The organism is Flocculibacter collagenilyticus (genome assembly GCF_016469335.1).
Classification (GTDB): domain Bacteria; phylum Pseudomonadota; class Gammaproteobacteria; order Enterobacterales; family Alteromonadaceae; genus Flocculibacter; species Flocculibacter collagenilyticus.
On sequence record NZ_CP059888.1, the window covers coordinates 1,340,665 to 1,353,572 of the forward strand.

The 12,908-nt window shown below is 39.3% G+C and carries 10 protein-coding genes; 6 read left to right on the plus strand and 4 right to left on the minus strand.

What is annotated here, in order from left to right:
* Positions 1–128 precede the first annotated feature (128 nt).
* The 4 genes from HUU81_RS05880 (at position 129) to HUU81_RS05895 (ending at position 4,849) form a co-directional block, all read left to right on the plus strand.
* Positions 129–584 carry a hypothetical protein gene (locus HUU81_RS05880; protein WP_199611334.1) on the plus strand — a complete coding sequence of 152 codons (456 nt, stop codon included), beginning with the start codon at positions 129–131 and terminating at the stop codon, positions 582–584.
* Positions 585–801: 217 nt separating this feature from the next.
* Positions 802–1,347, plus strand: a complete 546-nt coding sequence (locus HUU81_RS05885; RefSeq protein ID WP_199611335.1) for a heme NO-binding domain-containing protein — start codon at positions 802–804, stop codon at positions 1,345–1,347.
* Positions 1,348–1,352: 5 nt separating this feature from the next.
* On the plus strand, positions 1,353–3,758 hold the full coding sequence (locus HUU81_RS05890) for an ATP-binding protein (protein WP_199611336.1): 2,406 nt from the start codon (positions 1,353–1,355) through the stop codon (positions 3,756–3,758).
* Positions 3,755–4,849: a response regulator gene (locus HUU81_RS05895; protein ID WP_199611337.1), complete on the plus strand. Its 1,095-nt coding sequence runs from the start codon at positions 3,755–3,757 to the stop codon at positions 4,847–4,849. Before HUU81_RS05890 ends, HUU81_RS05895 begins: the two co-directional genes overlap by 4 nt.
* A 38-nt stretch (positions 4,850–4,887) precedes the next feature.
* Here the strand turns inward: HUU81_RS05895 and rnt are convergent, their stop codons facing one another.
* Positions 4,888–5,595 carry a ribonuclease T gene (gene rnt, locus HUU81_RS05900; protein ID WP_199611338.1) on the minus strand — a complete coding sequence of 236 codons (708 nt, stop codon included), beginning with the start codon at positions 5,593–5,595 and terminating at the stop codon, positions 4,888–4,890.
* Positions 5,596–5,886: 291 nt separating this feature from the next.
* Between rnt and HUU81_RS05905 the strand changes: the two genes are divergently transcribed.
* Positions 5,887–6,756, plus strand: coding sequence for a flagellar protein MotY (locus tag HUU81_RS05905; protein WP_199611973.1), 870 nt, complete (start codon positions 5,887–5,889; stop codon positions 6,754–6,756).
* A 47-nt stretch (positions 6,757–6,803) separates the two neighbouring features.
* Here the strand turns inward: HUU81_RS05905 and HUU81_RS05910 are convergent, their stop codons facing one another.
* Both HUU81_RS05910 and mnmC read right to left on the minus strand, forming a co-directional pair.
* Positions 6,804–7,412, minus strand: a complete 609-nt coding sequence (locus HUU81_RS05910; RefSeq protein WP_199611339.1) for a hypothetical protein — start codon at positions 7,410–7,412, stop codon at positions 6,804–6,806.
* A 175-nt stretch (positions 7,413–7,587) separates the two neighbouring features.
* Positions 7,588–9,672: a bifunctional tRNA (5-methylaminomethyl-2-thiouridine)(34)-methyltransferase MnmD/FAD-dependent 5-carboxymethylaminomethyl-2-thiouridine(34) oxidoreductase MnmC gene (gene mnmC / locus HUU81_RS05915; protein ID WP_199611340.1), complete on the minus strand. Its 2,085-nt coding sequence runs from the start codon at positions 9,670–9,672 to the stop codon at positions 7,588–7,590.
* Between the two features lie 291 nt (positions 9,673–9,963).
* On the opposite strand from mnmC, the gene fabB reads away from it, so the two are divergent.
* Positions 9,964–11,178, plus strand: coding sequence for a beta-ketoacyl-ACP synthase I (gene fabB, locus HUU81_RS05920; RefSeq protein ID WP_199611341.1), 1,215 nt, complete (start codon positions 9,964–9,966; stop codon positions 11,176–11,178).
* Between the two features lie 52 nt (positions 11,179–11,230).
* Here the strand turns inward: fabB and guaD are convergent, their stop codons facing one another.
* Positions 11,231–12,631, minus strand: a complete 1,401-nt coding sequence (gene guaD / locus HUU81_RS05925) for a guanine deaminase (protein ID WP_199611342.1) — start codon at positions 12,629–12,631, stop codon at positions 11,231–11,233.
* Positions 12,632–12,908 lie beyond the last annotated feature (277 nt).

Sequence of the window (12,908 nt, forward strand, 5' to 3'; positions counted from 1 at the left end):
GGCAGTAATCTGCCCCTTTCTATTTATTGAAGCAAATTATGTGGAGTAATATGGGTCAGGTAACTAAGTTAAGTATTCTAATATACACATGCGTTTTAATGGTCGGTTGCGAAAAGCGAGAAAACGAAATGGATAACGTTATAGTTGAAGCTGGTGAAAGTGATGTTCGCGGTAAAATTCAATATATTAGCGATGTTTCTGGATCAGGTAAGATGTATTATACCCAAGGCAAAATTGCGGCGATAAGTAGCGAAAAATGGCCACTGTTTAAAGCCTCGCTAGAGGCAGAAAATAGCTGGCAAGATGGAACAACAGAAGCGCATTTAAGCTTTGCTTTAACCCATACTTTGGCGAATAGAGTGGTAGCCGCTTCAACTGAAATGAATAAAAGCGGCCAGTATCAATTAATGCTCCCAGCGGGCAAGTACTATTTTTGCATTGGTGACTTAGCTAGGCCTGTTGAAGATGCAAACACCTATGTTATGTCTGTTTTTGGTTGTACGCAGCAGCTTATCATTCAAAAGGGCAGAGTCACCGTTGATTTCCAATACGGAGAACTGGGTGTAAGTGGAGCTGTTTTATAATGCTGACTTTATAAAGAGAGTAAGCGCACTAACGGCTAAAAAAATACAGCACTGTAATGAGGTTTGGTAATGCAGTTTGCATTACGCCATTAATAAAGCGTGCATATTTACTAAAACTAAATCTTCTGAGAACCACTGCTATTCATTGAAAAGACCATACTCTTATTCTATAACAAAGGTTACCCTATCTTTTAGCGCGTATATTATAAGGCTTCTTATGAAAGGCTTGGTATTCAGTGAATTTATAGAAATGGTTGAGGATACGTTCGGTGACGATGTTGCCGACTTTATTATTGAAGAGTCTGCATTACCATCGGGCGGAGCATATACGGCGGTAGGAACATATGATCACAGCGAACTGGTAACGCTGGTTAAAAATTTAAGTGACAAAGTAAATATCCCTGTAGATAAACTAACATTCACCTTTGGCCAGCATTTAGCGCGCATCTTTTATAAAAAATATCCTGATTTTTTTGCTGAATGCGCAAATACGTTAGATTTTTTAAAAATAGTAGACAACCATATTCATGTTGAAGTTGCCAAACTCTATCCTGATGCTGAACTTCCAAAGTTTACTTATGATGATTCAAACCCTGATAAATTTGAGCTGCACTATGAATCAAAGCGAGGTTTTGCCGATTTAGCAGAGGGATTGATAGTGGGCACATCTGCCCACTACAACGAAAGTTTTACTATTCATCGAGAAGATTACTCAACTGAAGATGTTTGCCGTGTAAAGTTTATTTTGCATAAGCAAGATTAACGACAATGGATGAACAACTGGCACGTTTAGAGCGGCGCTTAGCGCGAGAGAAAAAAGCACGAAAAGAAGCAGAGGAATTACTAGAAAGTAAGTCACTTGAGTTATTTAAATCAAACAATGAATTAAAAACTTTGGCTCAAAGCTTGGAAGATAAAGTGGCTTCCCGTACCACAGAGCTAGTCATTGCAAGAGACCAAGCCGTGGCGCATGCCAGAGCAAAAACGGATTTTTTAGCGAACATGAGCCATGAACTTCGCACGCCAATGAACGGTGTGTTGGGCATGCTGCGCATATTAGAGTCAACATCATTAACTGAGCAACAGCAAAAGCTAATTCAAACGGCTACCGAGTCAGGCAAATTACTGCTGTTTATCATCAACGATATTCTCGACTTTTCAAAACTGGAAGAAGATCAGCTTCAGCTTGAAGAAATACCTTTCAATCCCACGGTGCTATTAGAAAATACCATCGCTCCATTTGTAACAGATGCGAATACGAAAGGTGTAGAGCTGGTTAGTTACTTATCGCCCTTGTTACCTAATCAACTACTTGGTGATCCAACAAGAATACAGCAAATTATTACCAACTTTTTATCAAATGCAATGAAGTTTACCAGTACCGGGGAAGTGATTGTAAAAGCAAAAATGGTTGACTCTCAGTTTGTTGTTGAAGTGATTGATAGTGGGATAGGTATGACACAGGAGCAGGTCACAATTATTTTTGAAAAATTTACGCAAGCCGACCAATCAACTACCCGTAAATACGGTGGAACAGGATTAGGCTTAAATATATGTGAAAAACTGGTTGCGTTGATGAATGGAAGGATAGAAGTTGATAGTGAAATTGATCAAGGCACAACATTTAGTGTGTTGCTACCGCTGAAAGTGGTTATAGAAAACGCGATACCGCAAATACCCATCTTAGCATCAGTTAACCGGGTTGTTCTATGCATTAACCACCCAGTGCGCCGAGCTTATACCATAGAGCTATTGAATGCTTGGCAGGCTGGAATAGATAAGAAGTTTATTGAACTGAGTCAGGTTGAAGACATTCATCATTACTTAAAGAGCATCGACAACAAGCAAGAGCTAGAAAGGAGCCTTGTACTAGTTGATTATATAAAACAGGATGCCAAATATGAGGAGGAAAAGGAAAGTTTACTCTCGTCAATCGCTAAGCTGAGTAAGCTAGTTGTTATACAGTGTATTGAGCATCAATATGACTCGAGCACGCATTACTTTTCTGTAAGCAAGCCAATCCGGCAAGGTGAATTTCAAAATATGCTAAAACTACTTTCGCAGGAGAATGCGGGTAAACGCTATCGAGAGTTAGATGAGAAACACAAGTTTTATGGAAGGCATGTGCTACTTGTTGAAGACAATGTAGTGAATCAGATGGTTGCTGAAGCGCTATTACATGATGCGGGTTTTGAAGTAACAATTGCAAATAATGGTCTAGAAGGTGTACAGCAGGCTCAACAAGGTATCTATGACTTAATATTGATGGATATTCAAATGCCAATAAAGGATGGTTTATCTGCTGCGGCAGAAATTAGGGCGCTAGGAGAGCAATATGAAAAATTACCCATTTTTGCAATGACAGCTCACGCGACAGAAGAAGACAAGCAAAAAAGTGTTAGTGCAGGGATGAATGAGCATATAACCAAGCCAATAGATCCAGAACATCTGCTTAAAACAATATCTAAATATATTGAGCAGATTTCAGACCAACAAGAAAAGTGCGAATCTGCAAGTAAAGAAGAAAAAAGCTCAATCAAAACAGATCAGCATTTTGAATATTTAAGCGGCTGGGAGTTGGATGAGGCACTTAAACGCGTTAATCACTCCACTGATCTTCTATATAAAATATTGAAAATGTTTAAAAATCAGTATCAAAACTTTTCCATTGAATTTAATGAAGCATTAAAAAGTAAACAGCTAGATGAAGTTATTCGCCTTGCTCATAGCTTGAAGGGGAGTGCTGCAAATATTGGCGCAGAGTGGCTGTCGCACTGCGCAGCTAAGCTAGAAAAGCAAGTCAAACAAAATGCGTTCACTGATGTGAGTTGCTTACATGAAGAGTTGGCGATGCAGCTAAATAAGGCATTTAGCGATATTGACCTGATAACAAAGCATCAACTAAATAGTCAATATATTGATAAAAAAGAAAAAAATAAGCGTGTTGATGCAAACGAAATTACCTCACTTTTAACTGTTATCCAGAGCGCTATTTATTCAGATTTAGCGGTGGCAGAAGAGAGTATCGGTACTTTACACCGTTTATTAAGTGGTACAGAAATAGAAGAAGATGGGCAGCGGCTGGACTCTGCTTTTCAAACTTTTAACTATACTGGTGTTGAACAATACATTAAGGACATTTCAAATAAGCTAGAAAATAGGAATGTACAATGAATAAACCTAAGTTGCTTGTAGTAGACGACACGCCACAAGATTTACAATTGTTAGTTCAATTTTTGAAAGCAGATTTTCAAATTACTGCAGCAACCAGTGGGGAAATGGCGCTAAAAATGGCTGAGCAGCAAACACCAGATTTAGCAATACTTGATGTTATGATGCCAGAAATGGATGGCTACGAGTTATGTAAAAAACTCAAGCAAGACTTACCCGAACTGGTCGTATTATTTTTGTCGGCGAACGATGGCATCGATGAAATTATTGAAGGCTACCAAGTTGGAGGTAGTGATTATATTATTAAGCCATTCAAACCCGATTCACTATTAGAGCAAATAGAAGATGCGTTAGCGCACGCTAATATTCAATATGAAAGTACGAATAGCGCATCGAAAGCACAAAGTGGCATTGATGAAAAGGTAGATAGTAAGCTGCTTCCTGTAGTTGAAAATATATCGCTAATATTAGACTGCTTTAACCGTTTGCAATTGAACTGCTCAGTGCAGTGCAGAGCTAAAGCGGGAGTCGTAAATAAATCAACCAGTGGCGAGACCTCTGCCTTAGAAACAGAGCTGTTAGATCGTATCGCTTTAATGGAAGAAACGATACATTCGCATCAACGTCGTTTGTTTATAAATATTAATAGAGTCAGCGTGTTGGTGAAAAACATGCCTGAAAACGAACAGGAAAGCGAACAGCTAAAAACAGTGCTATTGGCTATGACAGAATATGTAAACTTGAAATTAGAGTTGCTAGGTTTAGTTAGAAAAGCGCCTAAATCTAATAGAGGTGAAGTACTTTTCCCTGTTTCAAGCACTAATATACTCTTACCATGGCTACAAAGTTTGTTGTCTGACATAGAGCAAAACTTGTCGAACAATGAAAACCCTGACGATTGGCAAATTAGCAATATTCATGAGCAAATAGAGCGCGCTTTTCCTGAGCTTCAATTATCAGAAGAACAAGAAAATAAAATATTGGCGCTAATAGATGCCAACTATGATAGCAGAATGGTGCTGATTAATGATGCAAAAGCACTGGCTAAGCAGCTGGATGATTTAATCCACACCATAAAAAGCAGGGAAGAGTAACGCTTTAGTTATTACGAGTATATAACTAAAGCGCACCTTTATGTGTTATTTTGCTCTGTAGTCTCGGTATTACCTGGGCCGTTTTCTCTCTCATTTATTTCGTCCTCTAAACCTGTTTCTGGAAGAGGCCAACCACCCAACATACGCCACTTGTTCACCATATGGCAGAACAGCTCAGCAGTTCTTTCAGTATCGTATAACGCTGAATGCGCTTCTTTATTGTCGAATGGAATACCTGCCGTTCGGCACGCTTTTGCTAGCACAGTTTGACCGAGCACTAATGCAGCCAATGTAGTGGTGTCGAAGCTAACAAAGGGATGAAATGGCGAGCGCTTGTAGTTAGTACGCTCTATTGCAGCAGTTAAAAAGCCATGATCAAATGCAGCATTGTGTGCCACTATGACTGAGCGCTGGCAGCCCGCAGACTTTTGTTCTTGACGAACCAGTTTGCAAATCTCTTTTACCATTGTTTTTTCATCTACTGCACCGCGAAGTGCCGAGAAAGGATCAATACCGTTAAATTCAATGGCGGCTTGCTCAATGTTAGCTCCCTCAAAAGGTTCAACATGAAAGTGTATTTTTTTATGAGGGTGAAAGTCGCCATGCTCATCAAGCTTTAATGTAATTACTGCAATTTCTAGCAGTGCATCTGTTTTCGCATTAAACCCAGCGGTTTCTACATCAATGACTACAGGAAAATATCCTCTGAAACGCTTCGCAAACTCTGTTTTATCTTTTTCTGCCATTGCCTACACTTTAATTAATTTCGATGACTCTTTTTCGGCTGCGCATTATCTCAGATATCTGTTTTTATGTCTTTCGTGTTTTAAATAAACCAGCAAGAATTTATAGTGGAAGTGCATAAAAGCGGTGAAAGATTTACCTTGGTGTAAATTTTGCAGATAAAATAACAAAAGGGTGTCAATATTCATTCATCATGTAATGGGTGACAAATAATTGACCGAAACGTTATCGGTTTGCGGAATTTAATGATTGTGTAAACAAATAAAAGTATTACTGAAAGTAACATGAGTATGATGAGAATTTATTTATTAATAGTCGGTATATTACTAAGTGCGATAGGCTGCGATGCAAATGCAGCGATTCGGCGCTATTCTGCCACTATTGAAAATTCAGTATGGCAAACTAACTCAGACGGAAGATTGCAATGCGAGCTTAGGCATACCATTCCAAATTATGGCGAAGCTATCTTTTCTACCATTGCAGGTAAAGAACAAGATTTATATTTTGAGCTTGATATGTTGCGTATGCCTGACAGTTATGAGCTTGCCGCGGTTAAATCTATAGCCCCTGCTTGGAAGCCCGGTGTGCTGACAAAAAACATCACAGAGATGAAATTACGCAAACAATTTAATAGTGACTTGCCGATGAAAGAAGCATGGACATTATTAACCGAGCTAGAAAAAGGAAATATCCCTACTTTTTATTATCAAGATTGGTACAACGATTACGACAAAGTAGCAGTTGGTTTGTCGTCAACTCAATTTAAGCCTTCTTATTATGCATTTTTACAGTGCAATAATAATTTGTTGCGTTATAGCTTTGATGACATTGCTTATACCGTGCTTACCTATGAATTTGGCGGAAGTGAATTAACAAAAGAGTCGGAGAAACGCCTAGCAATGATAGGCGAGTACTTAAAGTACGATCCTAATATTCAGCGCATCTCGATAAAAGCGTATACCGACAGTTACGGTGGGCGCTGGAAAAACATGCAGGTATCAAAAGCGCGCGGAAAAGTAGTGAAAGACTTTTTTGTGAAAAATGGCGTAGATGAGTCTCGTATATCGGTAGAAGCGCTCGGTGAAAAGCGTCACGCCGCATCCAATGAGAATGTGCTTGGCAGACAGAAAAACCGAAGGGTTGTTATTCAAATGGTTAAGTGAGTATGTGGTGCTAAATCGCACATTCGAAAGCTGGTACTTTGTGAGCGTTACGAAGGTGAAGATGAGGCCACTATGAATTTTTGTGCTATTGAAAGGTATTGAGCAACAGCGGGATCCACTAAAGTTAGTTGGTATCCACTGTTTATTAGTTTGCTGACATTCTGATTGTTATTTAGGTTTCCAAGATAATTTAATTTAAATTGTGGTTCCAGTTTACATTTGATGGCTTTAAATAATTTCTCCTCATGAGTTTGGTTGGGAGAGTCTATGGAAGCGAAGTGCATTCGACACTTTGTTTGTAAGGGGGCTTGAGTTAAAAAGCTAACTTCACTTTCAGTTTTAGCAAATAGAATCTTTGAGGTTGCGCACTCTAGTGTTGCTAGCCTTGATTTGAGGCAATTGACTGGGCTATTGAGTACAAGAAAATCTGGCTGCTTATCGTACGGTGCAATTAAAGGAAAAATAACATGATCTTCAAGGTTATTTAAATATACGCGTTTCCCTTCTCTTTTTAAGGCAAGAGAAAATAAAATAGAGGCAATGGCCTGTTGAGTTACATCATATGAAAAGATAGCAACAACCTTAGGGTTAGTGCTTTCTACAACATCTGTATTAACCTTATGAACTTCCATTTTACTTTGTTCGATGCTTATCATCTTTCTGCCATTCAGTTAAGTGCTATTTCTTGTGAATTTCTTCATAAGAGGTTTAGACCATCGAGGTCTTGCAAAACAGCTAACTCATTTTTCAATAAGTATGGTTGATTAATACCTATTTGGTAGTACAGCGTCAGCCTAACGTTTGTTAAAAGCTAGTGAAAGTCAATTTTCGCTACAAGTGCTCTTTGCGCACCATGGCTTTAATTTTATATCTGGCAGGGTGAAGCGCATCAAGTAAATGTTGTGGTAATGGTAGTGGCTGGTTACATAGTTGGTGAGCTAGCATGTCTGCTAACAGTGGTGCGGAACATAAGCCACGCGCACCTAAACCTGCAAAGATAAACAGATTTGGGTAATCGCAATCTGTAGAGTAACGCTTGTGTGGTAGTCCTTTCCAAATATCATGGTAGCTTGATTCAAGTTGCGCAAAGTTAGGCACTGCCCCAACAATGGGGAGATGATCAGGTGTTGTACAGCGAATTGCTGCATTAGCACTATGAATTTCAGTTAAACTATTTGCCCACTCGTGTTTTTCAAAACAAGACTGTAGCGTCGTTATATTATACTCATCATCTGTTAATTTAGTTTCGGTTGATTCGTTATCTTTATTAAACGTAGCACCTACGCAATGCGCTCCCATATATGCAGGGGTCATGTAACCTTTATAGCAAAGCACTGTCGCTAAGTTTTCAGATAAAGTTGTTGGCACTACATGGCTTACTTGACCTCTGACAGGTTGAAAAGGCATTGCGTTACTGATTGCAAACTGACTAGAGAGGTGGCCGCTAGCAAGAATAATTGTACTTTCGTTACAGGTGAGTTGTGTTTTACCTAACGAAGGGTGTTCAGCTATCTTTAGCGTCCAGTATGAATCGTTAGGGTTCACATTAGGGTCACAGTCCTCTTCAGCTTTGTTTTTCTGATTGTGAATATCAGTAACTTTATGATTAAGCTTAATTGTTACGTTCACTAATTTTTTTGCAGCAGAAATTAAAGCGTGCGTTAACGAGGTTGGGTTTATCCATCCTCCTTGCGGGAAAAATAAGCCAGAATAGTTTAATGGAATATTGGCGATCGTTGCTGCAGATTCGGGAGAGAGGCAGTCGATAAAACCTTTCGGCCATACGTTACTTTGTGCGATGTTTTGATATTTAAACCGTGTTTTATCATTAAAACCAACTTGTAGTACCCCACACCAGTCGTGTGAAAACATTTCGTTTTTGGCTAAATCTCGATAATAACGATTAGCGTACAAGTAACTATGTGCATAAAACTGACTAAGAATACTAAAGTCTGACTGTAATAAAGGGTAAAGCGCGCCCTGACGGTTACTTGATGCGCCTTTAGCTAGCTCGTTGTCTTTACAATAAATGGTTGAGCTAATGTTTTTTTGCGCTAACGAGTAAGCTAAGCAAGCTGATGCAATACCACCACCAATAATGGCAACGTGATGCGGTTGAGTATTCAGCCTAGGCGTTAATGAGTTGCGATAATAGCAATCAGGCGCACTTTGGTAGTCTATTTTATTGTTTAACGAGCCGCGTAAACTTTCTCGCTTATACCCCCAGCCTTTGATTTTTGTTACTTCGTAACCGGCTTCTTGTAAGCCTCTTCGCACAAAACCTGCTGCGGTAAAGGTAGCAAATGTACTGTGAGGTTTACCAAGTTTCGACATGGCATTAAATAAGTTGGTAGACCACATATCTGGGTTTTTACTGGGCGCAAATCCATCTAGATACCAAGCATCTACTAAGCCTGACTGATTAACAGCTATCTGTTTAACTGAGTCTTCAATATCGCCGAACCATAGGTCGAGAATCACGCGACCGTTTGCTAGTGTAATTCGATGGCAACCGGGAAGCGCAAGGGGGTATTTACACGTTAATTCATCGCTGTATTTTTTTAAATGGGGCCAATTATTCAGTGCTTTAACTAAATCTTCTGGCGTTAGAGGATATTTTTCGAAAGAAATAAAGTGTAGAGTGTTTACTGTTGAGCGATTTTTTTCGCGAAGTTGATCAAATAGTTGCCACGTAAGTAAAAAGTTTAGCCCTGTACCAAAGCCTGACTCAGCAATAACAAAGCTGTCAGCTTGTTGTTCAGATAAACGTTGTTCAATATCATTATTTTGAATGAACACGTAGTTGGACTCTGCTAACCCATCGGCATTAGAGTAATAAATATCATCAAAGTGATCTGCAACAGGCGTACCTTCTTCATTAAAGTGGATTTGGGCAGTTTTAATTGATGAACTCATAAATTGATTACACTTGCATTTTTAACGAATAAATTCGGTGAGAAATAGACTAAGCCGCTAGTATATACCACAACGCTTTCATAGCGAAAAAGTATAGAATGAGATAGTTTGTTTATTAGGCAAATAGGCTATCATTTTGATGTGAATAAAATGGCCTAAGCAACAGATTTTATAATAAAAAATAAATTAGCTTACACTTGTAAGCTGAAATCTGACCAGTTGAAAATTTTATTGCCGTACAATAGCGCCATATTACATTTATTTAAACCCGTTTTAAATTGAGGAACCCCCATGAAAAGAGCTGTAATTACAGGACTAGGTATAGTATCAAGCATTGGTAACAATAAAGATGAAGTGCTTGCTGCATTAAAAGAAGGCCGCTCTGGTATTACAAAATCTGAACAATTTGTGGATATGAAATTGCGCAGCCAAGTGTGGGGCGATATAGATATAGAGCCTAAAGAGCATGTTGACCGCAAAGCAATGCGCTTTATGGGGGACGCATCGGCGTACGGTTACATTTCAATGCAACAAGCAATTGATGACAGTGGTTTAACGGAAGAATTAGTGTCTAACCCTAGAACGGGTATCGTTGCTGGCTCTGGTGGAGCGTCGTCGGCAAATACCGTTATTTCAGCCGATATTTTAAGAGAAAAAGGCGTGAAGCGTGTGGGGCCTTATGCGGTACCAAAAACCATGTCGAGTACGCTGTCTGCTTGTTTGGCGACACCGTTTAAAATTAAAGGGGTTAATTACTCAATTAGCTCTGCTTGTGCCACAAGTGCACATTGTATTGGACACGCGGTTGAGCAAATACAATTAGGTAAACAAGATATTATTTTTGCTGGTGGTGGTGAAGAAGTAGATTGGACTTTAGCCATGATGTTCGATGCAATGGGCGCACTTTCAAGTAAGTATAACGAAACGCCAGCAAAAGCCTCTAGAACCTATGATGCTAACCGCGATGGCTTTGTTATTTCTGGTGGCGGCGGTATGGTTGTAGTGGAAGAGCTAGAACATGCACTGGCACGTGGCGCTAAAATATATGCAGAAATTGTAGGCTACGGCGCAACATCAGATGGCTTTGATATGGTTGCACCTAGCGGAGAAGGCGCGATGCGTTGCATGCAAATGGCAATGAGCAATGTTGACGCACCAATTGATTATTTAAATACGCACGGTACATCAACGCCTGTTGGCGATGTAAAAGAGCTGCAAGGTATTAAAGAAGTGTTTGGCTCGAATATACCAGCCATTAGTGCAACTAAAGCAATGACTGGGCATGCATTGGGTGCAGCGGGCGTACATGAAGCCATTTATTCATTATTGATGATGGAAAATAATTTTATCGCCCCTTCCATTAATGTTGAAGAGCTAGATGAAGCAGCGCAAGGCATGGATATCGTGACTGAAAAGCGTGATACAGAGCTAAATACAGTGATGTCGAATAGTTTTGGTTTTGGTGGCACTAACGCAACTTTAGTACTGCAAAAATATAAAGCGTAATCGCAATTAGGTTGTTACCGTTCGCGTAAAGCGAACGGTATTTCACGCCTTGTTAGTTTTGATTATTAATTAAATCCATGACAGGGTGCTTCATATTCCGGTTAAATACTTCTTCACCCATAACATAAGTTGCATGAATATTACGGTTGTCGCCAAGCATCATTAATACAAATAGTTTTTCGTGTAGTGAACTAGCTTTCGACATTCTATACTCCTGAAAAGGCGTACCTGCCCAATCCATCACAATAAAGTCAGCTTCTTTGTTATTTAAAAAATTACCAATGCTGTCATCTAAGCTAAGTGATTCAGCCCCACCTAATGTTGCCAAGTAGAAGCCTTCAAATGCTGAAAACTTTTGGTTTTGCAGCTGAATGATTTTATAAGCCTCATTTAATGTTTCTAGCATTGAAAAGCTGGTGCCTGCGCCTACATCAGTGCCCAATCCGACGCGAATGCCGGCCTCTCTAGCCGTTTTAAGTTTGAATAAGCCACTGCCCAGAAAAAGGTTAGAAGTAGGGCAAAACGCGATAGACGATTTAGTTTTAGCAAGAGTTTGAATTTCTTCATCATCTAGGTGAATACTATGTGCAAAAATAGAGCGAGAGCTGGTTAAATTATAAAAGTCATATACATCGGTATAGCTTTTTCTATCGGGGAATAATTCTTTTACCCATGCAATCTCACCTTTATTTTCTGATAGATGTGTATGAACCCATGTATCAGGAAATTCTTTCTTTAATTTACCTGCCTGCTCAAGCTGTTCTGGAGTGGACGTTGGAGCAAACCTAGGCGTAATAGCGTAGTGAAGCCGTCCTTTGTTATGCCAATCTTTAATTAAGCGTTTAGAATCGTTATAACTACTGAGGGCGGTGTCTTGCAGGTATTCAGGGGCATTGCGATCCATCATCACTTTACCTGCAATAATCCGCATGTTTTTGTCATAAGCTTGTTCAAAAAGTACATTTACAGATTGAGGGTGTACAGTACCAAAAATAAGCGCAGATGTTGTGCCATTGCTCAACATCTGGTGTAGGAAAACATTTGATATTTTCTTGGCGTATGCTTTATCTGCAAATTGCTTTTCAGTTGGAAACGTATACTTTTTAAGCCAATCTAAAAGCTGTTCACCAAAAGCCGCTATCATTTCAGTTTGTGGGTAGTGAATATGTGTATCGATGAAGCCTGGGATAATTAACTTACCGCTATAGTCAACAACATCTATATTTTTTAATGCAGTAGATAGTTCGCTTGCGCTCCCCACTTTATGTACCTTTCCATCTTTAATAATGAGTATGCCATCTTGGAAGTACTCGTAACTATCCTCAAGCGTTGATGCTAAAGCAGGGTTAGACTTAAAGTGAAGAATACTGGCTTTAAATGCGACCGTCTTGGCAAGTACAGATGTTGAAGTAAGGAATGTAAAAAGCGCGACTACTAATAAAAAGTGTCTCATAATTTTTGTCCATCAAGGTAGGAAAAGAGCGTAGTGGTCTCGCAAAAATTAGTCGCACTTTGGCTAAATATCAATGTTAACAGGAAAAATAAACACTATATATTGTACTAGATAAGTGGGCTGTGACTTGCAGCATGAACATACCTTACTGAACAATCATGTAGCGGTATGTATTCAAACGAGAATATAAAAATGGTTTAGACGTGCTGGCTTTCCAATTTGAATCTAAAATCAGTTACAATTCCAACAAATTAATTTGCACGGATAAGATATTGTC

Coding starts and splice junctions, on each gene's coding strand:
- HUU81_RS05880 (WP_199611334.1), top strand. CDS start 129: ATGGATAACGTTATAGTTGAAGCTGGTGAAAGTGATGTTCGCGGTAAA.
- HUU81_RS05885 (WP_199611335.1), top strand. CDS start 802: ATGAAAGGCTTGGTATTCAGTGAATTTATAGAAATGGTTGAGGATACG.
- HUU81_RS05890 (WP_199611336.1), top strand. CDS start 1,353: ATGGATGAACAACTGGCACGTTTAGAGCGGCGCTTAGCGCGAGAGAAA.
- HUU81_RS05895 (WP_199611337.1), top strand. CDS start 3,755: ATGAATAAACCTAAGTTGCTTGTAGTAGACGACACGCCACAAGATTTA.
- rnt (WP_199611338.1), bottom strand. CDS start 5,595: ATGGCAGAAAAAGATAAAACAGAGTTTGCGAAGCGTTTCAGAGGATAT.
- HUU81_RS05905 (WP_199611973.1), top strand. CDS start 5,887: ATGAGAATTTATTTATTAATAGTCGGTATATTACTAAGTGCGATAGGC.
- HUU81_RS05910 (WP_199611339.1), bottom strand. CDS start 7,412: ATGATAAGCATCGAACAAAGTAAAATGGAAGTTCATAAGGTTAATACA.
- mnmC (WP_199611340.1), bottom strand. CDS start 9,672: ATGAGTTCATCAATTAAAACTGCCCAAATCCACTTTAATGAAGAAGGT.
- fabB (WP_199611341.1), top strand. CDS start 9,964: ATGAAAAGAGCTGTAATTACAGGACTAGGTATAGTATCAAGCATTGGT.
- guaD (WP_199611342.1), bottom strand. CDS start 12,631: ATGAGACACTTTTTATTAGTAGTCGCGCTTTTTACATTCCTTACTTCA.